The following is a 17,726-nucleotide window of genomic DNA, read 5'->3' on the forward strand; positions in this document are numbered from 1 at the left end:
GAGGACAGCAATGGCGCAAGCATTGGTAATCGGAGCTGGACCCGCAGGTTTAATGGCCGCGGAAGAGCTTGCTGATGCGGGCCATGACGTCTTGGTGGCCGAGGCCAAGCCTTCCGTTGCGCGAAAGTTTCTGATGGCCGGTAAATCCGGCTTAAATCTGACAAAAGACGAACCGCTAGAGACCCTTTTGCAATCTTACGGCAGTGCGACGGAATGGTTGCGTCCGATGGTTGCCGAGTTTGACGCCGCCGGAGTGCAAGGATGGGCACGTGACTTGGGTCAAGAATTGTTCACAGGTTCAACCGGCCGTGTGTTTCCAACAGTTATGAAGGCTTCACCACTTTTACGCTCATGGCTTGGGCGATTGGAAGCCAAGGGCGTGCGGATCAAAACGCGCTGGCGGTGGTTAGGATGGGATGCAGGCGCGGCTACTTTTCAGACTCCTGAAGGGGAGCAGAATCTAGCGGCGGATGTTCTCATTTTGGCTTTGGGTGGGGCCAGTTGGGCTCGATTGGGATCAGATGGCGAATGGGCAAAAATCCTGAGCGATAAGGGCGTTGATCTGGCGCCGTTTGGACCTGCAAACTCGGCCCTTTCAGTTGATTGGAGTCCTCATATGCAGTCCCATTTTGGGTCTGCGCTGAAATCTGTCCGTTGGACGGCAGGAGAGTTGGATAGCCGGGGTGAGGCGACGATTTCAGCAACCGGATTAGAGGGCGGAGGGCTTTACTCTTTGACCCCGGCGTTGCGCAGCGGCGGTCCTTTGTTCGTTGATCTGGTGCCCGATCTGGATGATGAGGCATTCCAAGACCGTTTGTCTGCCAAGAAATCAAAAACCACTCTGTCTCAATGGCTAAAAAAGTCGTTGCATCTGTCGCCGCAGAAGATCGCGCTTTTTCACGAAATGATTAAGCGAAGCGCCGTGCCTGCGTCACAACAGGCAAACGCAATCAAGCATTTGCCGATTTTGCATGCGGGTCTGCGACCGATGGACGAAGCCATTTCGACGGCTGGTGGAATAAAGCAATCTGCGTTGGATAGCGGCTTGATGCTTAGCAAGATGCCAGGCGTGTTCTGCGCAGGAGAGATGCTGGATTGGGAAGCCCCCACCGGGGGCTATTTGCTTACTGCCTGTCTTGCAACAGGACGCTGGGCCGGGCGATCGGCTGCTAATTGGGTGCAGAACCGCGCCTAACGCGAGCGCGCCAGCATAGCCAGACGGATCATAGCGCGTTCGACAAGAGCCATCGCGGGTGCTGTCTGGCCAGCGGATCGCAACGACAGATCGGTATCAGTGAGTACAGTCAAAGCTGTCTGAAGTTTCGGCGCGCCCCAACCTTGCGCTTGTCGCAAAATACGATCCCGGCGTTTGCCGTAGACGGGTGGACGCAGTTTCCCAATGCCTTGCGCTGCTCCACCGGGATGCGAGGCGCAGGCGTAAAGGGTACGAAAATGCCGGGTGGCACCGATGCAAAGCGTCACCGCGTTTGTTCCCTGGGATTGTAAACGCCGTATCAATGGGCCGATCTCTCCGGCGCGTCCTTCGGCGACAACGTTTAGAACGTCGTCCAACGCGGCTTCGGTGGAACGTGGCGCACAGGCCTCGAGGTCATCAATGGTCAGTTCCGATTCGTCGCCACGCTTGTAAAGAGACAGTTTCTCAATGGTTTGAGTAAAGTCCCCAGGGCTTATTCCGGTTGCCAACTCGGCAATCGCTGACATTGAGTCTTGTGGGATGTTCTTTAATCCGGCGTCAGACAGAATTCGCTCGATCTCACCGCGAGAGGGTGGGTCATCATAAATTCCAACCGCGTAGGCCGACGGGTGCGACTCGAACGCCTTGCGGATCTTTGAGGTGGGTTTGAGTTGCCCCGCCGTGACGATGACTTGGGCATCCCCGGGCACCCAGTCTTCAAAGGCGGCGATGATCGCAGGGGCCGCTGCGTCCGTTGTGTCTTCGACAAATACGGCGCGAGGGCCGGGAAAGAACCCCACAGCTTTGACGGCATCCAGCAAAAGAGCAGGGTCACTGCGCAGGTCGCTGCCCGGCATTCGGGTCAGGCGCATTTCCTCTTCGGCATTTGCGCCCAGCAATGCGGTCAGAACTTGTTGCCGCTTTAAAGCTACCCGCATTGCGTCTGCGCCGTAGATCAGCAACCCGGCTTTGTCCGCATCCGGCTTGGCAAAGTACCCCTCAGCCTCGCGCGGGCTCAACTTCATTTGGACAGTCTCGGCGAGGAATAGAGTTCCGCTACAATCTGATCGGACAAAATTGTCATCAAGCGTCGGGTTGCATCCCGTTCATCTGCAAGCGTGGAAACAGCCGAACCTGCAGCCGAGTAGCCGACAAAGTTCGTCGCTCTGCCAGATGTGACTACCTGTCCGGTTTCATTCGACTTCAGTGTGTAATCGGCCCGTCCGTCAATTGTGTACCGGTTGGTCTCGTTCGACGTAGTAATCGCAGCGCGTCGGGTGACTGTCGTTACCCGCACATCCAGCGCATATTTCTTGCCGGAATTGGCGCTTCGTCCCAAGCGCTGTTCCAAGTTCTCGACAAGTAAATAGCTTGCGACGGTGTTGGGTGCGGAAACAACTACGTTTCCATTCAGGGCTGAGCCCGCACCCGTAGGTGCATAGACCGGCTCAAAACCGCAGGCAGCGCCAAGGAAACAGGCTGCCAGCGGCATCAGCATGAGGGTTCTGCGGTTAAACAACGACATTCACGATCCGGCCTGGGACAACGATAATTTTCTTCGGCGCAGTGCCATCCAGCGCCTTTTGCACAGCTTCGGTGCTGAGCGCGATTTTTTCAACCTCGTCCTTGGCCATATCTTTGGGAACGCTGATTTCTGCGCGACGTTTGCCGTTGATCTGGATCGGCAAAGTGATGGTGTCATCAATCAGCATTGCCTCATCAGCGACCGGCCACGGCGCGGTGGCAACCAAACCCTCACCGCCCAGAAGCTGCCAGAGCTCTTCGGACAGGTGCGGTGTCATGGGGGACATCAATTGCGCCAGGGTTTTCGCAGCTTGGCGTTTGGCATCTGTGCCCGCCTTGGATTTCGCCAACGTGTTGGTAAAGGCGTAGAGCTTGGCGATGGACGCGTTAAAGCCAAAGGACTCAACACCACCCGACACATCGTGAATCGCCTTGTGCATCTCGCGCAGCAGGGTTTCATCCTCGGCGTTGGCTGGAACGTCTGCCTCAGCTATTTCGGATGCGATACGATGTACGCGGCTGAGGTGCTTATACGCGGCCTCGGCGCCAGAGGCCGTCCATTCTACGTCCCGTTCAGGCGGCGAATCGGACAGTACGAACCAGCGCGCGGTGTCCGCACCAAAGGCCGAGATGATGCTGACCGGATCGACCACGTTTTTCTTGGACTTGGACATCTTGGCCGAGGGGATGATCTCAACCTCGGTGCCATCAGCCAATTTGCCGTCGCTCACGTCCTCGGGCAGGTGATAGACGGGGCGACCGTTTTCATCGCGTGTTTGGTATATCTCGTGCGTTACCATGCCTTGGGTGAACAGCGCATCGAACGGCTCAATGGCCTTTTTCGGCAGGTGGCCGGTGATGTTCATCGCCCGCGCAAAGAAGCGGGAGTAGAGCAGGTGCAGAATCGCGTGTTCGATGCCGCCGATATACTGGTCAACATTCATCCAGTACTCGGCCTCGGCCAGATCGGTGGGCGTTTCGGCGCGCGGGGCGGTGAAGCGGGCGAAATACCATGACGAATCGACGAAGGTGTCCATCGTGTCGGTTTCGCGCTTGGCCGGAGCACCACATTTCGGGCAGGCACAATCGCGCCAGGTCGGGTGACGGTCCAGCGGGTTGCCCGGTTTGTCAAAGGTGACATCGTCGGGCAGGCGGACCGGCAGATTTTCTTTCTTTTCGGGTACTACGCCGCAGCTGTCGCAATGCACCACGGGAATCGGGCAGCCCCAATAGCGCTGGCGGCTGAGACCCCAATCGCGCAGGCGGAATTTGGTGACGCCTTCACCCCAACCGGCCTTTTCAGCAAAATCGACTGTGGCATTGATGGCTTCGTCGCCTGTCGCCTCGGTCAGGCCCGCGAAATGGTTCACCCAGCGAACTTTCTCGGTCTTCGGCGGGACAAAGGCGATCTTGTCGACCGGAGTGTCATCATCCAGCGCAAAGAAAGTGTCGACCACGGGCAGGCCATACTTGCGGCAGAAATCAAGGTCGCGTTGGTCATGCGCTGGGCAGGCAAAGATCGCGCCAGTGCCGTAGTCCATGAGGATAAAGTTAGCGATCCAGACTGGCAGTTCCCAATTCGGGTCCAGTGGGTGCTTGACCTTGATGCCAGTGTCGTAACCCAGCTTTTCAGCGGTTTCGATAGCCTCTTCTGTGGTTCCACCTTTGCGGCATTCGGCAACAAATTCAGAAACTTCTGAGTTTTCTGCCTCAAGTTTTTTGGCAATCGGATGGTCGGGCGAGATGCCGACAAAAGACGCACCCAGAAGAGTGTCGGGGCGAGTCGTATAGACGGTAATTGGTTCTTCGCCGTCCGTCCGTTCAAAGCCGAATTGCAGGCCGCGCGACTTACCGATCCAGTTCTCCTGCATCAATCGAACTTTGGCGGGCCAATTTTCTAGCGTGTCCAGCGCGTCCAGCAGTTCTTCGGAATAGTCTGAGATCTTGAAGAACCACTGCGTCAGTTCACGACGTTCGACCAACGCACCTGAGCGCCAACCGCGGCCGTTTTCCACTTGTTCGTTGGCCAGAACGGTCATATCGACCGGGTCCCAGTTTACGACGGCGTTCTTGCGGTAAACCAACCCAGACTCAAGCATATCCAGGAACAGTGCTTGCTGTTGGCCATAATATTCAGGGTCACAAGTGGCAAATTCACGGGACCAGTCTATCGAAAGGCCCAGCGGCTTCATCTGTCCACGCATGTCTGCGATGTTGCCATACGTCCAGTCTTTCGGATGACCACCAATAGCCATAGCGGCGTTTTCCGCAGGCATACCAAAGGCATCCCAGCCCATCGGGTGTAAAACGTTGTGACCGGTCGCCAGCTTGTGCCGCGCGATCACGTCACCCATCGTGTAGTTGCGCACATGCCCCATATGGATTCGGCCCGAGGGGTAGGGGAACATCTCAAGCACATAGTATTTGGGCTTATCTGCCTTGTGATCGGCAGTGAAGATTCCGGCCTTGTCCCAGGCCTCTTGCCATTTTGCTTCGATTTCGTTGGCCGAGTAGCGAGACATCTTACGGTCCTTCGTGAATGAAAACGCCGGGTAGGAACCCGGCGTGGTAATATTGTGATTTTCGTCGGGTTGCTAGAACTTGTTGTCCGCAATACGTAGTTGGCGCGCACGAGACAGGATCGCGTCCTCTACAGCGCGCGAAGTCGCGGCACTAACTGGCGCGCCGCCGCTGGTCTGCAAGGAAACTGACAAAGAGCGTGCTGCCAACGCCGGATCACTGATGTGAACGGTTGCGCGGTATTGACGGCCACCCCCCGGTGGCGTGCCGTAGCCGGTGACGATCACACCGGTGAACGGGTCAACTTCTTGTACAGGAAGGAAATTCAGCACATCCAGAGAAGCAGACCACAAGTAACGGTTCACGTTTGTTACCTGCTCAGCATTGCTGGTGTCGAATACATCCCAAATGGTCGAACGATTCGGATCATTCAATTCGCGTTCGTCGGAATTGCCACCGACAAGTTCCGGGTTGTACACGTTCGGGGTGCTTCGGTTGTTGGCGCAGGCCGCCAGGATAGCAGTCAGCGAAATCAAGCCGATTATTTTAAGCAGGCGCATCGTCGACGGGTCCTGTTTCGTTGGGTGCACGTTTGTTCATTGATACTCCTAGACAAGGTCCAGTTCAGCAACAACCCCATTCTTGTCACGTGCTGGTGGGTTCGATGTCGATGGGGCGCGAAAACCGACTGTGACATCCTTGCACCAATTCAGTCTGAATGCGGCGCTGGCGTTTATGCCAAGCTTGCGTGTTGGGGGCAAAAAGAGCGAAACGGTTCCCGTGCTGAGACATGTGCTGAGGCATGTGTCGAGTAGAAAACTTTGAAACCGAGGGAAACAAGATGAAAAAAGTTCTCTTCGCATCGACCGCTCTGATCGCAACCGCAGGTGTTGCAGCGGCCGAAGTATCTTTCAGCGGTTACGGCCGTTTTGGTATTGGCTACCAAGAAGACCGTACCGGTTCTGTTAACAACATCGTAACAGCAAGCAACACTGCGACTTCTGCTACTTCTGTTGTTGTCGACACCGACGATGCCATCCTGGTATCTCGTTTCCGTCTGAACATCGACGCAAACGTTGAAACCGACGGCGGCGTAGAGTTCTCGGGTCGTGTTCGTCTGCAGGCTGACGAAGACTCGGGCAACGGCGAAGCCAACTCAGCTGGTCTGAACGGCGCACGCTTCTCGGTAATCTACGGCGGTCTGCGTGTTGACGCGGGTAACGTCGCAGGTTCGTTCGACAACCTGGCAAACTACTACGGTAACGAAGTAGGTCTGGAACTGTTCGCAGGTCAGTACTCGGGCGTTAACTACGACTTCCTAGCGTACTCCTCGACCGGTTCGGGCGCGAACGCTGTGTTCTTCCAGTACGCTGTTGGCAACTTCGCGTTTGGCGCATCGTATGACCAAGCGACCGCAGCTCTGAACGGTGTAGCAATCGACGCCGACCGCTGGGACGTTAGCGCGACATACTCGTTCAACAACATCACCGCAGCTGTTGCTTACGGTCAAACCGACGCAGACGACCTGATCGGTGAAGACCCAAGCCTGACCGTTCTGACTCTGGGCGGCGAATGGGGCGACTTCTCGGGTACTCTGTTTGTTGCAGACGATAACACCGAAATCGACGCAACAGACGGTACCGCATGGGGTCTGTCGGCTGCTTACAACCTGGGCGCAGCAACCACCCTGCTGTTCACCTACGGTGACGGTAACGCTGACGCGGACACCCAGCAAGTTGCTGCTGGCGCCATCTACGACCTGGGCGGCGGTGCATCGCTGCGCGGTGGTATCGGTGTAAACGACTGTGACGTTTGCGACGACTCGCAAATCGTTGCTGACTTCGGTGCTCAGTTCAACTTCTAAGTTGATCTGAACCGCGAGGTTCAAGGGCAGGTCTTCGGACCTGCCCTTTTCTTTTGCGCCAACATGGTGTTTCTCTGCCTTTAATAATGTGTTGAGGAATCCGATGTCGCTGCAGGAAATCGCCACCCGTATCACCAAAGCCGAAGCCGCCGCGGGTCGCCCCGATGAATCAGTAAAGCTGATCGCTGTTTCGAAAGTTCAGCCCAATGAGCGTGTTCAGGCTGTTTTGGAACAAGGTCACCGCTGTTTCGGGGAAAACCGGGTTCAGGAAGCTGCGGGTAAGTGGCCGGGCTTCAAAGAGCAGTTCTCGGATGTCGATCTGCATCTGATTGGTCCATTGCAAACCAACAAAGCCCGACAGGCGATGGAGTTATTCAACGCAATACACTCTGTGGACCGTCCCAAGCTGGCTAAGACGCTGGCAAGGCTGGCACAGGAAATCGGAAGCTGTCCAGAACTGTTCATTCAGGTCAATACCGGTGAAGAAGAGCAGAAAGCTGGTATTCTGCCTGCCGATGCCGACGCCTTCATTGCTGAATGCCGTGACCTCGACCTCCCGATTCAGGGGCTGATGTGCATCCCCCCAGTGGAAGAGGAGCCTTCGTTGCATTTTGCGCTGTTGGCTAAGATTGCCGAACGCAATGGGCTCAGGGGGCTGTCGATGGGTATGAGCAGTGATTTCGAACAGGCAATAAAACTCGGCGCAACGCATGTACGAGTAGGCTCAGCCATATTCGGTGAGCGGGTTAAGCCGCAGGAATAATCAACCGCGTGCCCACAGACACCTTGCTCGCAATCCAATGAAGGTGGTCACGGCGGAAGGCGACACAGCCTTCGGTCGGGTAGCCTGGACGCCGCCATTGGTGAACAAAGATGGCAGACCCGCGGCCGGGCGCAGAGTTGGGCCAATTCCAATCTGTGATTAGAATCAGGTCATAAAGTGGATCTGCACGGCGCAGTTTTTCATGGCTGTGGGAATAAGGCGCGCTGACCAAGTGGTTATAGTTGCTATCCCGGACGTCATCTGACCACAAGTCACAGGGTCCTATTGGAATTGCCCATGGGGTAGGTTGGGCAATTCGATCCGGGCGATACAGCATTCCCACGATCTGATGGCTGCCGATCGGAGTGGCGCCATCTCCTTCACGCTTATCGTTGCTGAGCCCGCCTTTACCGATTGAGCAAGGAAAGTAGCGCCCAGCAAACCGGACGCCGCGAGGGGTTAAGACGAGGTCATTGACGCTCACAACAAGTGGCCGGACTTGGCAGCCTTAGTGGCCAGATACCCGCGGTTATGGGCAGTTTCACCCACCTTGAGCGGTACACGTTCAGTCACGGCAATCCCTGTTTTCTCCATCATCGCTATTTTTGCAGGGTTGTTGGTCAGCAACCGTACTGAACTGAAGCCAAGAGATTTCAGGATGTCGGACCCTAGGCGGAAATCGCGCTCGTCGTCCTCGAACCCAAGCCGATGGTTGGCTTCGACTGTGTCAAAGCCTTGATCCTGAAGGAAATAGGCGCGCATCTTGTTGGCCAGGCCGATACCGCGGCCTTCCTGGTTGAGGTACAGCAGCACCCCGGCACCTTCAGATCCCATCTGCGCCAGAGCACCCCGCAGTTGTGGTCCGCAATCGCATTTCAAGCTGCCCATCAGGTCGCCGGTGAAGCAGGCCGAATGAAGCCGTGCTAAAACTGGCTTGTCACGATCCGGGCGTCCAATTTCGACGGCATAGTGCTCTTCACCACCGTCTTCTGGGCGGAAAACATGTAGTCGGCCGGCTTCGGAAACTTCCATTGGCAGGCGTGCAGCAACAACTGCGTGCAGTTCACTGCGATCGGCAAGATGGGGGGCAGCTCGGGTGTGATCGATGCAGGTCAGACCGTGTTGGGCCGCAAAATCGGCCCCGTTCTCGATTGGCAACACTACGGCAGCGGGAAGCAAGCGCGCGGTTTTGGTAAGAGCGATGGCAATTCGGTGTAGATTGGCGCTTCCCTGCCGCTCAGTCATCAGCGGACCCTTCATGGGCGCATTCAAGTCGTCCGAAGGGTCGGCCACGGCCTGGACCCAGCTGATATCCGCGTCTGCCGGAATAATCACGCGCGCCAGATCACCATCGTAGGCGCGTGCCTTCAGTGTCTCGGCACGGCGCACGGTAACGGTAACCACAGGTTCGCCGCCAAGGCTGCGTAAGTCCGCAAGCCGCTGAGCGCTGAGCGTTTCAGTGGCAATGGCCAGCACGCTTAGTCCGCCGCTATCGGTCAGCACAACCGGAACCCCCATACGCAAATCCGCGCGGGCCCGAGCCAGCAATTCTGAAATATCCGGGATAAGACTCATCTATGTTACCCTGTAACGTTATGGCTCTCCTGTAGCCTGAACAGTCAGAAATGTGAAACATTTCCTCCGCGTCAGACACGAGGGCGTGAAACCGTTGCAGCAAACCTTGTTGATTGCATCTTCCGCGCGCAAGTGGTGGAAAAGGCTTAGGAGGACCGGACATGGCTCAGCTCAAGAAAATCCTGCTGGTGGATGATGATGAAGACCTACGCGAGGCGCTTAGCGAGCAACTCGTGATGACCGAAGACTTCGACGTGTTCGAAGCGTCAGACGGCCAGTCTGCGATGGAGCGGGCGCGCGAGGCGATTTATGACCTGGTTATTCTGGATGTCGGTCTGCCGGATACTGATGGTCGCGAGTTGTGCCGCCTGATGCGCAAGCAGGGTGTCAAAAGCCCGATTCTGATGCTGACCGGTCATGACAGCGACGCAGATACCATCCTGGGCCTTGATGCCGGTGCCAACGACTATGTCTCAAAGCCGTTCAAGTTTCCTGTCCTTCTGGCCCGTATCCGTGCTCAACTGCGTCAGCACGAACAGTCCGAGGATGCCGTCTTTGTTCTTGGACCATATACGTTCAAGCCTGCGATGAAGATGCTGATCACTGAAGAAGATCGCAAAATCCGGCTGACCGAGAAGGAAACCAATATCCTCAAGTTCCTCTACCGCTCGACCGATGGTGTGGTTGCTCGCGACGTCCTGCTGCACGAGGTTTGGGGCTATAATGCCGGTGTGACCACCCACACGCTTGAGACTCACATTTACCGTCTGCGTCAGAAGATCGAGCCTGATCCCTCCAATGCACGCCTTTTGGTCACAGAATCGGGCGGATATCGACTGGTTTCTTAACTCGGTGTGGATTGACGTGGATCAAAGTGATACTCTGGATGTGTAATTAGATTTCTCCCAACCCGCGCATGTCCGGGTTAAGACATGCACCTCCCTGTTGGACTGCCGGGCCTGATGGCCCGGCCTTTTTTTGTGGATGGTTGGTGGGTAGAACTCGGCCTAGAGCCCGAAAATCCAGCTGAGGCCTGTTCTTGGCGTGTTTGAAAATTACTCAGGATTGTGTCAGTCGAGAATGCGAAATTGATGGCCGTCAAGTCAGGTCTGGAAGTGAACCTTGATCTACTTTTGACGTCAGAAAGTTAAGCATGTGAGGACTACATGATTATACGATGGTGGCGAGCAGTTGCAGGAACTGATGAAGTATTGGAGCAATATGCTGATCATCTAAGACGAACGACATTTGTTGAAATGGCGCAACTTCCTGGGCATTTGGGAGCCGCGCTTTCCGTCAAAGTCAAAGGTCAACAGAACGAATTGGTAGTTACGAGCCTCTGGTCGGATCTAGCTTCGGCAGGGCACTTCGAAAAGGGCGACTTTGATGATGCAGTGGTAAAGCCGAGCACGCAAAAGCTCCTTAAGTCATACGACTTAAAGGTCGAATACTTCGAAACCATTGTTGCGACCGGCAAACTGGCTGAAGATCAGTGAAGCTCAAAACAGGAGTGTCTGCATTTTGTGATTACTCGCGATTTAATTAACCTTCTCGCTAGACGATCTTTTCCCGTGGCACCCCATCCCGCACCACGTTAACCTCCGCCCAACCGCGACAGAGGAATCCCCCATGCCCTTTACCCTTGCCACCTGGAACATCAACTCGGTCCGCCTGCGCGAGCCCATCGTGCTGAAACTGCTGCAGGAAGAGGCGCCGGATGTTCTGTGCCTGCAGGAATGTAAGTCTCCGGTTGAAAAGATTCCGACCGAAGGGTTTGCCAAACTGGGCTACACCCACATGGTCGCTCGGGGGCAAAAGGGTTACAACGGCGTCGCCATCCTGTCGCGCATTCCGATGGAAGAGGTTGGAGATAAGGATTTCGCGGGTCTCGGGCACGCCCGCCACATCGCGGCGCGGTTGGAAAATGGTGTGACCATTCAGAACTTCTACGTCCCGGCCGGCGGTGATGTGCCGGACCGTGAGGTGAATGAGAAGTTCGGCCAAAAGCTGGATTACCTCACTGATATGCGCGACTGGTTCCATTCGGAAAAGCCCGAGAAATCCATTCTGGTCGGCGATCTGAACATTGCTCCGCGTGAAGATGATGTGTGGTCGCACAAGCAACTGCTCAAGGTCGTCTCGCATACCCCGATCGAGGTTGAGCAACTGGCGGAAACTCAGGACGCTGGTGGCTGGGTTGATATTACGCGCCAGGACATCCCCGAGGGCCAGCTTTACAGCTGGTGGTCCTATCGCGCGCGCGATTGGGATGCGGCGGATAAGGGGCGACGGTTGGATCATGTCTGGGCTACGCCTGATATCTCAAACGCGGGTCACTCCAGCCGTGTCCTACGTGGCGCGCGCGGGTGGGAGAAACCCAGCGATCACGCCCCTGTTTTTGCGACATTCGACCTGTAACTATGCAACTCTGCCCTTGGTTTCTGCTGGTTGCAGTTGCATATAGGGCGCGAGTTCGAACGAAAGAGTGAATGCCATGGATCTTCTGAACGCCTCCGCCGGCCCTGACGCCACCGATCTTATCAAAGACGGATCCGAAGCCACGTTCATGGCTGATGTCGTTGAGGTCTCGCAGGAAACACCGGTTATCGTTGATTTCTGGGCGCCGTGGTGTGGCCCATGCAAGACGCTCGGCCCATTGTTGGAGGAGGCCGTAACCGCCGCCAAGGGTGCGGTTAAGATGGTCAAGATCAACGTGGATGAAGCGCAGATGATCGCCTCGCAGATGCGCATTCAATCGATCCCGACCGTCTATGCATTCTTTCAAGGACAGCCGATTGACGGCTTCCAGGGCGCGCTGCCCGGGTCCGAGATCAAGGCGTTCGTCGATCGTGTGATTGAAGCGGCAGGTGGCGAAAGCCCCGGTGGTCAACTTGACGATGCGGTCGAAGCCGCAGAAGAAATGCTGGCCGACGGCGCAGCCGTGGACGCGGCGCAGACTTTTGCCGCCATTCTGGGCGAAGACCCCAACCATGCTGCTGCTTATGGCGGTTTGGTGCGTGCGCATATCGCCTCGGGCGATCTGGAGCAGGCCGAAGCAATCCTGAACGGTGCCCCTGCAGAGATTTCGACTTCGGCTGAGGTCGAAGCAGCCCATGCTCAGCTGGAACTGGCCAAGCAAGCTGCAGATGCCGGACCTGTTGCCGAACTGAAGGCTGCCGTCGATGCCGATGCCGACGATCATCAAGCTCGCTTTGATCTGGCACAGGCCTTGCATGCCAATGACGATGTGGAAGAAGCGGTTGCTCAGCTGCTTGAACTGTTCCGTCGGGATCGTGAGTGGAATGACGGTGCAGCTAAAACGCAGCTGTTCACAATCTTTGACGCACTCAAGCCCAATGATCCGATTGTTCTGAACGGGCGGCGCAAGCTCAGCTCGATGATATTTGCCTAATTCCTGATCAGAGCTACACTCGGGTACATGATGCATCCCGCTGACCTGCCGGAAACGGTATCCGTTTTCCCTTTGCCCGGGGCCTTGTTGTTGCCCCGTGCACGTTTGCCTCTCCACATATTTGAGCCGCGTTATCTGCAGATGTTGGATGACGCGCTGAAAACTCAGGAGCGGTTGATCGGAATGGTTCAACCAAACCCCTGTCAGAGCAACGAAAACAAGCTTCATCAAATCGGCTGTGCGGGTCGTGTCACGCAGTTTTCCGAAACCGAAGACGGTCGGTACCTTATCACGCTGACTGGAATTTCGCGTTTCCGGGTGCAGTCCGAATTGGACAGTTTCACTCCTTACCGCCGCTGCTCAGTCTCATGGGACGGGTTTGATCGCGATCTGGGCAAAGCGGAAATCGATGACGGGTTTAACCGAAGCGTTTTCCTGACGTTGCTTGAGAGGTTCTTTTCATCGCGCCAATTGTCGACCGATTGGGAAACGATGAAGGACGCAGATGACGAATTGCTCGTCAATTCTCTTTCGATGCTTTTGGACTTTAATCCCGAGGACAAGCAAGCGCTGTTAGAAGCTCCTTGTTTGCGTACTCGGCGCGAAACCTTGGTTACACTGATCGAATTTGCCATGCGTGGCGGTTCAAACGAGGAAAAACTGCAATGACCGATAACGAGCACGCCTTTGACCGTCGGATGCTTGAGGCGCTGATTTGTCCGCAGACTCAAACTACGCTGCACTACGACGCTGAAAAACAAGAGCTCGTATCAAAAGCGGCCGGATTGGCCTTTCCAATCCGCAATGGCATTCCCGTGATGCTGGTTGATGAGGCGCGCGAACTGGACTGAGCACTTCAAAAGAACCGTTACACCTGTGTCTTACCGCGTTTCGATGCCGCGGCATTGGTGACTGGTCTCTTAGGGCGCTCTCATTAAATCGCGCGGCCTTGTAGCAGTTTCGGCAGGTCGCCGGTCAACCCGGCGGCCTCGCGCACGAAGCTTCGACGCAGGCCAGGAAGAGAGCCGACGATCCCCATCCCGATGTCGCGTCCTGCCCGCAAGAGCGGGTTGTCGTTGGAAAACAGTTTGTTGAAGACATCGGTGGCCATTGCCAGGGACGCGGTGTCGAAACGCCTCCATTCCTGATAGCGTTCCAAAACCAGAACCGAACCGAAATCCTCTCCTCGCCGTCCAGCCAGTGTCAGGACCTCGGCCAGAGCGCCGACATCGCGCAAACCTGCGTTCAGGCCTTGACCAGCAATGGGATGCATACCGTGTGCCGCGTCTCCGACCAGAGCCATGCGATCACCGATAAAGGAATTCGCGATGGTCAGATTCAGCGGATAGGTAAACCGATCTCCGGCCAGGCGAATGTCGCCCAGGAAATCTCCGAACCGGGGGCGTAGGACCTGTAGGTATTCGGCCTCTGGTAGGGCGTTGATACGCTTTGCCGCTTCGGTACGCTCGCTCCAGACGATCGAGCTGCGATTACCGGTCAGGGGCAAGATCGCAAGGGGCCCGGGTGGCATGAAGAACTGATGCGCAATGCCGTGATGGGGCAGGTCATGCTCTATGGCGCAAACCAATGCTGTTTGACCGTAGTCCCATCCGGTTCGCTTGATGCCGGCGCGCGCTGCGGTGCCACTGCGGCGCCCGTCACATCCAACCAACAAGCCACCGGTCACTGTGCTGCCGTCATCCAGCGTGAGGGTAACTTCTGTTGCTTCGGATTCTTGCGCAATGACCGTCCGGCCGCTGATCTGGGTGATGCCCTTTTCCTCGGCCATTGCATCCAGAAAGGCGCGACGCAGGTGGCGGTCCTCGACCATATAGCCCATTGGGCCTTCTTCGATTTCAGCATGGTCGAAGTGCATGAAGAACGGGGATGGCCCCGCGCCTGCGTGCCCATCCGTGACCTTGATCTCGAGCATTGGCTGGGCGTGTTCGGCGACACGTTCCCAAACGCCGATTGCGTCAAGCAAGCGTTGAGAGGCTAGTGCCAGCGCATACGCGCGCCCGTCAAAGGCGGCGTCCTTGCGCACCGTTTCAGCCAAAGCGTCAATTACAGTTACGGAATGCCCCGTCTGCGCCATAGCAAGGGCCAAAGCCGGGCCGTTCAGGCCACCGCCAACGATCAGGATATCGGTCTTCTGTTCCATGACCCGCAATATGCGCCCCCTTTCGGGATTGTCCATGTGCGGTCCTGTCGCTACCGTCCGGTGAATAAAATTTTCTGAAGGGGGCAGGGATGCAGGACTGGCTGACCATGACGGCGTGTGATCTGGGTCGGGGCATCGGAATGGGGCGGATTGATCCCGTCGAACTGACCGAAACCTACCTTGGTGCCATCGATGCCCATCCTCACAGCGACCGGGTTTATGCCCGTGTCACCCATGACCGCGCTCGTGCCGAGGCCGAAGCAGCAAAAGAACGCGTGAGGCTGGGATTGCGTAGGTCACTATTGGACGGAGTCCCCATCAGTTGGAAAGATCTGTTCGATACAGCTGGTATTGCGACCGAGGCCGGGTCGGCGCTGTTAAAGGGCCGCGTACCAGAAGCAGACGCCGTTGTGGTACGAAACGCTACTGCAATGGGGGCTGTTTGCCTGGGTAAGACCCACATGAGCGAACTGGCCTTCTCTGGTTTGGGCCTGAATCCTATCACTGGAACCCCGCCGTGCATCGACGACGAAGCGGCGGTGCCCGGTGGTTCTTCTTCTGGCGCTGCAGCATCGGTCGCATGGGGCTTGGCGGCTTGCGGAATTGGTTCCGATACAGGTGGGTCAGTGCGCATCCCTTCGGCCTGGAACAACCTTGTGGGGCTGAAAACAACGGCTGGGCGCGTCAGCTTGGAGGGCACAGTGCCATTGTGCTTGCGGTTTGACACTGTTGGGCCGCTGGCCCGCTCAGTCGAAGATGCCGCCCATATGCTGGCATTGCTGGAAGGTGGTTCTCCAGCCGACCTGCGCGGGGCGAGCCTAAAAGGTCGTCGCTTTGCCGATCTGCAGAACGTTGCCAAGGACGATCTACGGGATACGCCGCGCAAAGCTTTTGACGATGCGTTGGATCGCCTGCGGGATGCGGGGGCTGAAATCGTACCCCTCGAAGTTCCTGAGTTGAACGAGGCGATGGGCTTGTCCGGCATTCTATATACAACCGAAGCCTATGGTTTGTGGCGCGACGTGATCGAGGCAAACCCGGACGCGATGTACCCCGAAATCCTAGAGCGTTTTCGTGCTGGCAAAAATGTTTCTGGCCCCGACTATATCGGCGCTTGGTCCAAGCTAAAGGCCAGCCGCGCCGCATGGGACGCGGCCACCTCTGGTTTTGATGCTGTTCTAGCCCCCACTGCTCCAATCCTGCCGCCGAACTTGGATCGGCTCATGAGCGATCATGATTACTATGTGACCGAGAATCTGCTGGCATTGCGCAACACCCGAATTGGCAACCTGATGGGGCTTGCGGCCTTGACCCTACCCACTGGAACGCCCGGATGTGGGGTGATGATGATGGGGTATCCGGGCTCGGAAGAGGCCCTCTTGAGGCTCGGATCTGCAGCCGAAGCTGCTTTGGCCTGAATGCCACAATCCCCTGATTCGGCACCTCTTTGTCTGGACGAAGCGGGGGGTGATCTGTAATCTGCCAAAAAAACGGGGCGAAAATGATCCCGGTATTGAGGCAGTAGATATGAATTTCCCCGAGCGGTTTTCGAACCTACCGGAATACGCATTCCCGCGTCTTCGCACCCTGTTGGACCACCATCAGCCGGGTGGAGATGTGATTCACATGACCATCGGTGCGCCGATGCATGACTTTCCAGCTTGGGTGACCGACGTCATCACCGAAAATGCTGCCGGATTTCAGGGCTATCCCCCGAATGAAGGTTCGCCCGAGCTGCGTGGTGCGATCACTGATTGGATCGACCGCCGCTATGGCGTGAAGATGGATCCTGATACCAACGTGATGGCGCTGAACGGCACGCGTGAGGGGCTTTATAACGCCGCGATGGCGCTATGCCCCGAGCAGAAGAACGGGCAAAACCCGGTCATCCTGTGCCCAAACCCGTTTTACCAGGTTTACATGGTGGCTTCGATTTCGGTCCGCGCAGAACCGTATTTCGTTCCCGCTACGGCGGCCACGGGCCATTTGCCGGATTACGCAAGCCTGCCCGAAGAGGTACTGAACCGTACCGTTGCAGCTTATATCTGTTCACCCGCCAACCCACAGGGGGCGGTGGCCTCGCGCGACTATTGGGCCGAACTGATCCAACTGGCCGAAAAATACGATTTCCGCATTTTCGCTGATGAGTGTTACTCCGAGATTTACCGTGATGAGGCCCCCACAGGCGCTCTGACTGTGGCACAAGAGTTAGGCGCGGATCCCGAGCGGGTTACGCTGTTTAACTCGCTGTCGAAACGCTCGAACCTTGCTGGTTTGCGGTCAGGATTGATTGCGGGTGGCCCTGAGACGATCAAACAGGTCAAGCAGTTGCGCAATTACGCTGGCGCGCCGCTTCCGCTACCGCTGCAGGCTGCAGCAGCACGTGTTTGGGCAGACGAAGAGCATGTCGCCGAAAACCGCACGCTTTATCAGGAGAAATATGCGATCGCCGACGAGGTTTTCGCGGGGGTTCAGGGCTATATGCCGCCCGAAGCCGGGTTTTTCCTGTGGCTGCCAGTAGAAAATGGCGAAGAAACTGCATTGAAGTTATGGCAGCAGACCGGCGTTCGGGTGCTGCCGGGCGCATATCTTTCTCAAGGTGATCCGGGACAAAACCCGGGCGAACAATTTATCCGGGCCGCTTTGGTGGCTCCAAAAACAGAGTTGCAGCAAGGGCTGATCAAGCTCCGCGACTGCATCTATTCGTGAGGT

The 17,726-nt window shown here is 56.6% G+C and carries 18 protein-coding genes; 11 read left to right on the plus strand and 7 right to left on the minus strand.

Annotation, left to right across the window (positions count from 1 at the left end):
- Window positions 1-10 precede the first annotated feature (10 nt).
- A complete protein-coding gene (locus ACR0EO_RS18680) occupies window positions 11-1,195 on the plus strand; it encodes a TIGR03862 family flavoprotein (protein ID WP_480692327.1) in 1,185 nt (394 codons plus the stop codon).
- Here the strand turns inward: ACR0EO_RS18680 and holA are convergent.
- From holA to ACR0EO_RS18700, 4 genes are all read right to left on the minus strand, one after another.
- Complete coding sequence (holA, locus tag ACR0EO_RS18685; protein WP_480692328.1) at window positions 1,192-2,220, minus strand: DNA polymerase III subunit delta; 1,029 nt, start codon at window positions 2,218-2,220, stop codon at window positions 1,192-1,194. The genes ACR0EO_RS18680 and holA overlap by 4 nt on opposite strands.
- On the minus strand, window positions 2,217-2,720 hold the full coding sequence (lptE, locus tag ACR0EO_RS18690; RefSeq protein ID WP_480692329.1) for an LPS assembly lipoprotein LptE: 504 nt from the start codon (window positions 2,718-2,720) through the stop codon (window positions 2,217-2,219). Before lptE ends, holA begins: the two co-directional genes overlap by 4 nt.
- Window positions 2,707-5,241 carry a leucine--tRNA ligase gene (leuS, locus tag ACR0EO_RS18695; protein ID WP_480692330.1) on the minus strand — a complete coding sequence of 845 codons (2,535 nt, stop codon included), beginning with the start codon at window positions 5,239-5,241 and terminating at the stop codon, window positions 2,707-2,709. The genes lptE and leuS overlap by 14 nt, the downstream gene beginning before the upstream one ends.
- A gap of 72 nt (window positions 5,242-5,313) precedes the next feature.
- Window positions 5,314-5,799, minus strand: a complete 486-nt coding sequence (locus ACR0EO_RS18700; RefSeq protein WP_480692331.1) for a DUF3576 domain-containing protein — start codon at window positions 5,797-5,799, stop codon at window positions 5,314-5,316.
- Window positions 5,800-6,080: 281 nt separating this feature from the next.
- Between ACR0EO_RS18700 and ACR0EO_RS18705 the strand changes: the two genes are divergently transcribed.
- Window positions 6,081-7,103, plus strand: a complete 1,023-nt coding sequence (locus ACR0EO_RS18705) for a porin (RefSeq protein ID WP_480692332.1) — start codon at window positions 6,081-6,083, stop codon at window positions 7,101-7,103.
- A gap of 103 nt (window positions 7,104-7,206) precedes the next feature.
- On the plus strand, window positions 7,207-7,866 hold the full coding sequence (locus ACR0EO_RS18710; RefSeq protein WP_480692333.1) for a YggS family pyridoxal phosphate-dependent enzyme: 660 nt from the start codon (window positions 7,207-7,209) through the stop codon (window positions 7,864-7,866).
- Here ACR0EO_RS18710 and ACR0EO_RS18715 read toward each other — a convergent pair.
- Together ACR0EO_RS18715 and ribA are read right to left on the minus strand one after the other, a co-directional pair.
- Window positions 7,850-8,350, minus strand: coding sequence for a L,D-transpeptidase family protein (locus ACR0EO_RS18715; protein WP_480692334.1), 501 nt, complete (start codon window positions 8,348-8,350; stop codon window positions 7,850-7,852). The two genes, ACR0EO_RS18710 and ACR0EO_RS18715, sit on opposite strands and share 17 nt — an antisense overlap.
- Window positions 8,347-9,441 (minus strand): GTP cyclohydrolase II, encoded by a 1,095-nt coding sequence (ribA, locus tag ACR0EO_RS18720; RefSeq protein WP_480692335.1) that lies wholly within the window; start codon window positions 9,439-9,441, stop codon window positions 8,347-8,349. Before ribA ends, ACR0EO_RS18715 begins: the two co-directional genes overlap by 4 nt.
- A gap of 161 nt (window positions 9,442-9,602) precedes the next feature.
- Here ribA and ACR0EO_RS18725 point away from each other — a divergent pair, with 161 nt between their 5' ends.
- The 6 genes from ACR0EO_RS18725 to ACR0EO_RS18750 all read left to right on the plus strand — a co-directional run bounded on the left by ACR0EO_RS18725 (window position 9,603) and on the right by ACR0EO_RS18750 (window position 13,704).
- Complete coding sequence (locus ACR0EO_RS18725; RefSeq protein ID WP_117872957.1) at window positions 9,603-10,289, plus strand: response regulator transcription factor; 687 nt, start codon at window positions 9,603-9,605, stop codon at window positions 10,287-10,289.
- A 318-nt stretch (window positions 10,290-10,607) separates the two neighbouring features.
- The gene (locus ACR0EO_RS18730) at window positions 10,608-10,937 is read left to right on the plus strand and encodes a hypothetical protein (protein ID WP_480692336.1); all 330 of its coding nucleotides are present in this window, start codon (window positions 10,608-10,610) and stop codon (window positions 10,935-10,937) included.
- Between the two features lie 133 nt (window positions 10,938-11,070).
- On the plus strand, window positions 11,071-11,859 hold the full coding sequence (locus ACR0EO_RS18735) for an exodeoxyribonuclease III (RefSeq protein ID WP_480692337.1): 789 nt from the start codon (window positions 11,071-11,073) through the stop codon (window positions 11,857-11,859).
- A gap of 76 nt (window positions 11,860-11,935) precedes the next feature.
- Window positions 11,936-12,853: a thioredoxin gene (gene trxA / locus ACR0EO_RS18740; protein ID WP_480692338.1), complete on the plus strand. Its 918-nt coding sequence runs from the start codon at window positions 11,936-11,938 to the stop codon at window positions 12,851-12,853.
- A 27-nt stretch (window positions 12,854-12,880) separates the two neighbouring features.
- On the plus strand, window positions 12,881-13,522 hold the full coding sequence (locus tag ACR0EO_RS18745) for an LON peptidase substrate-binding domain-containing protein (protein WP_480692339.1): 642 nt from the start codon (window positions 12,881-12,883) through the stop codon (window positions 13,520-13,522).
- On the plus strand, window positions 13,519-13,704 hold the full coding sequence (locus ACR0EO_RS18750) for a Trm112 family protein (protein WP_480692340.1): 186 nt from the start codon (window positions 13,519-13,521) through the stop codon (window positions 13,702-13,704). Before ACR0EO_RS18745 ends, ACR0EO_RS18750 begins: the two co-directional genes overlap by 4 nt.
- 83 nt (window positions 13,705-13,787) lie before the next feature.
- On the opposite strand, the gene ACR0EO_RS18755 is transcribed toward ACR0EO_RS18750, so the two are convergent.
- Entirely contained in the window at window positions 13,788-15,050 is a 1,263-nt protein-coding gene (locus ACR0EO_RS18755; protein ID WP_480692341.1) for an FAD-dependent monooxygenase, read from the minus strand.
- A 53-nt stretch (window positions 15,051-15,103) separates the two neighbouring features.
- On the opposite strand from ACR0EO_RS18755, the gene ACR0EO_RS18760 reads away from it, so the two are divergent.
- Together ACR0EO_RS18760 and ACR0EO_RS18765 are read left to right on the plus strand one after the other, a co-directional pair.
- On the plus strand, window positions 15,104-16,432 hold the full coding sequence (locus ACR0EO_RS18760) for an amidase (protein ID WP_480692342.1): 1,329 nt from the start codon (window positions 15,104-15,106) through the stop codon (window positions 16,430-16,432).
- A gap of 109 nt (window positions 16,433-16,541) precedes the next feature.
- The gene (locus ACR0EO_RS18765; RefSeq protein WP_480692343.1) at window positions 16,542-17,723 is read left to right on the plus strand and encodes an aminotransferase class I/II-fold pyridoxal phosphate-dependent enzyme; all 1,182 of its coding nucleotides are present in this window, start codon (window positions 16,542-16,544) and stop codon (window positions 17,721-17,723) included.
- Window positions 17,724-17,726 lie beyond the last annotated feature (3 nt).

It is taken from the genome of Ruegeria sp. BE9 (assembly GCF_056538765.1).

Excerpts from the sequence above, each read along its gene's own strand:
- ACR0EO_RS18680 (WP_480692327.1), top strand. The coding sequence starts at position 11 with ATGGCGCAAGCATTGGTAATCGGAGCTGGACCCGCAGGTTTAATGGCC.
- ACR0EO_RS18735 (WP_480692337.1), top strand. The coding sequence starts at position 11,071 with ATGCCCTTTACCCTTGCCACCTGGAACATCAACTCGGTCCGCCTGCGC.
- trxA (WP_480692338.1), top strand. The coding sequence starts at position 11,936 with ATGGATCTTCTGAACGCCTCCGCCGGCCCTGACGCCACCGATCTTATC.
- ACR0EO_RS18725 (WP_117872957.1), top strand. The coding sequence starts at position 9,603 with ATGGCTCAGCTCAAGAAAATCCTGCTGGTGGATGATGATGAAGACCTA.
- ACR0EO_RS18745 (WP_480692339.1), top strand. The coding sequence starts at position 12,881 with ATGATGCATCCCGCTGACCTGCCGGAAACGGTATCCGTTTTCCCTTTG.
- ACR0EO_RS18730 (WP_480692336.1), top strand. The coding sequence starts at position 10,608 with ATGATTATACGATGGTGGCGAGCAGTTGCAGGAACTGATGAAGTATTG.
- ACR0EO_RS18760 (WP_480692342.1), top strand. The coding sequence starts at position 15,104 with ATGCAGGACTGGCTGACCATGACGGCGTGTGATCTGGGTCGGGGCATC.
- holA (WP_480692328.1), bottom strand. The coding sequence starts at position 2,220 with ATGAAGTTGAGCCCGCGCGAGGCTGAGGGGTACTTTGCCAAGCCGGAT.
- ribA (WP_480692335.1), bottom strand. The coding sequence starts at position 9,441 with ATGAGTCTTATCCCGGATATTTCAGAATTGCTGGCTCGGGCCCGCGCG.
- ACR0EO_RS18765 (WP_480692343.1), top strand. The coding sequence starts at position 16,542 with ATGAATTTCCCCGAGCGGTTTTCGAACCTACCGGAATACGCATTCCCG.
- ACR0EO_RS18755 (WP_480692341.1), bottom strand. The coding sequence starts at position 15,050 with ATGGACAATCCCGAAAGGGGGCGCATATTGCGGGTCATGGAACAGAAG.
- leuS (WP_480692330.1), bottom strand. The coding sequence starts at position 5,241 with ATGTCTCGCTACTCGGCCAACGAAATCGAAGCAAAATGGCAAGAGGCC.
- ACR0EO_RS18700 (WP_480692331.1), bottom strand. The coding sequence starts at position 5,799 with ATGCGCCTGCTTAAAATAATCGGCTTGATTTCGCTGACTGCTATCCTG.
- ACR0EO_RS18705 (WP_480692332.1), top strand. The coding sequence starts at position 6,081 with ATGAAAAAAGTTCTCTTCGCATCGACCGCTCTGATCGCAACCGCAGGT.
- ACR0EO_RS18750 (WP_480692340.1), top strand. The coding sequence starts at position 13,519 with ATGACCGATAACGAGCACGCCTTTGACCGTCGGATGCTTGAGGCGCTG.
- lptE (WP_480692329.1), bottom strand. The coding sequence starts at position 2,720 with ATGTCGTTGTTTAACCGCAGAACCCTCATGCTGATGCCGCTGGCAGCC.
- ACR0EO_RS18710 (WP_480692333.1), top strand. The coding sequence starts at position 7,207 with ATGTCGCTGCAGGAAATCGCCACCCGTATCACCAAAGCCGAAGCCGCC.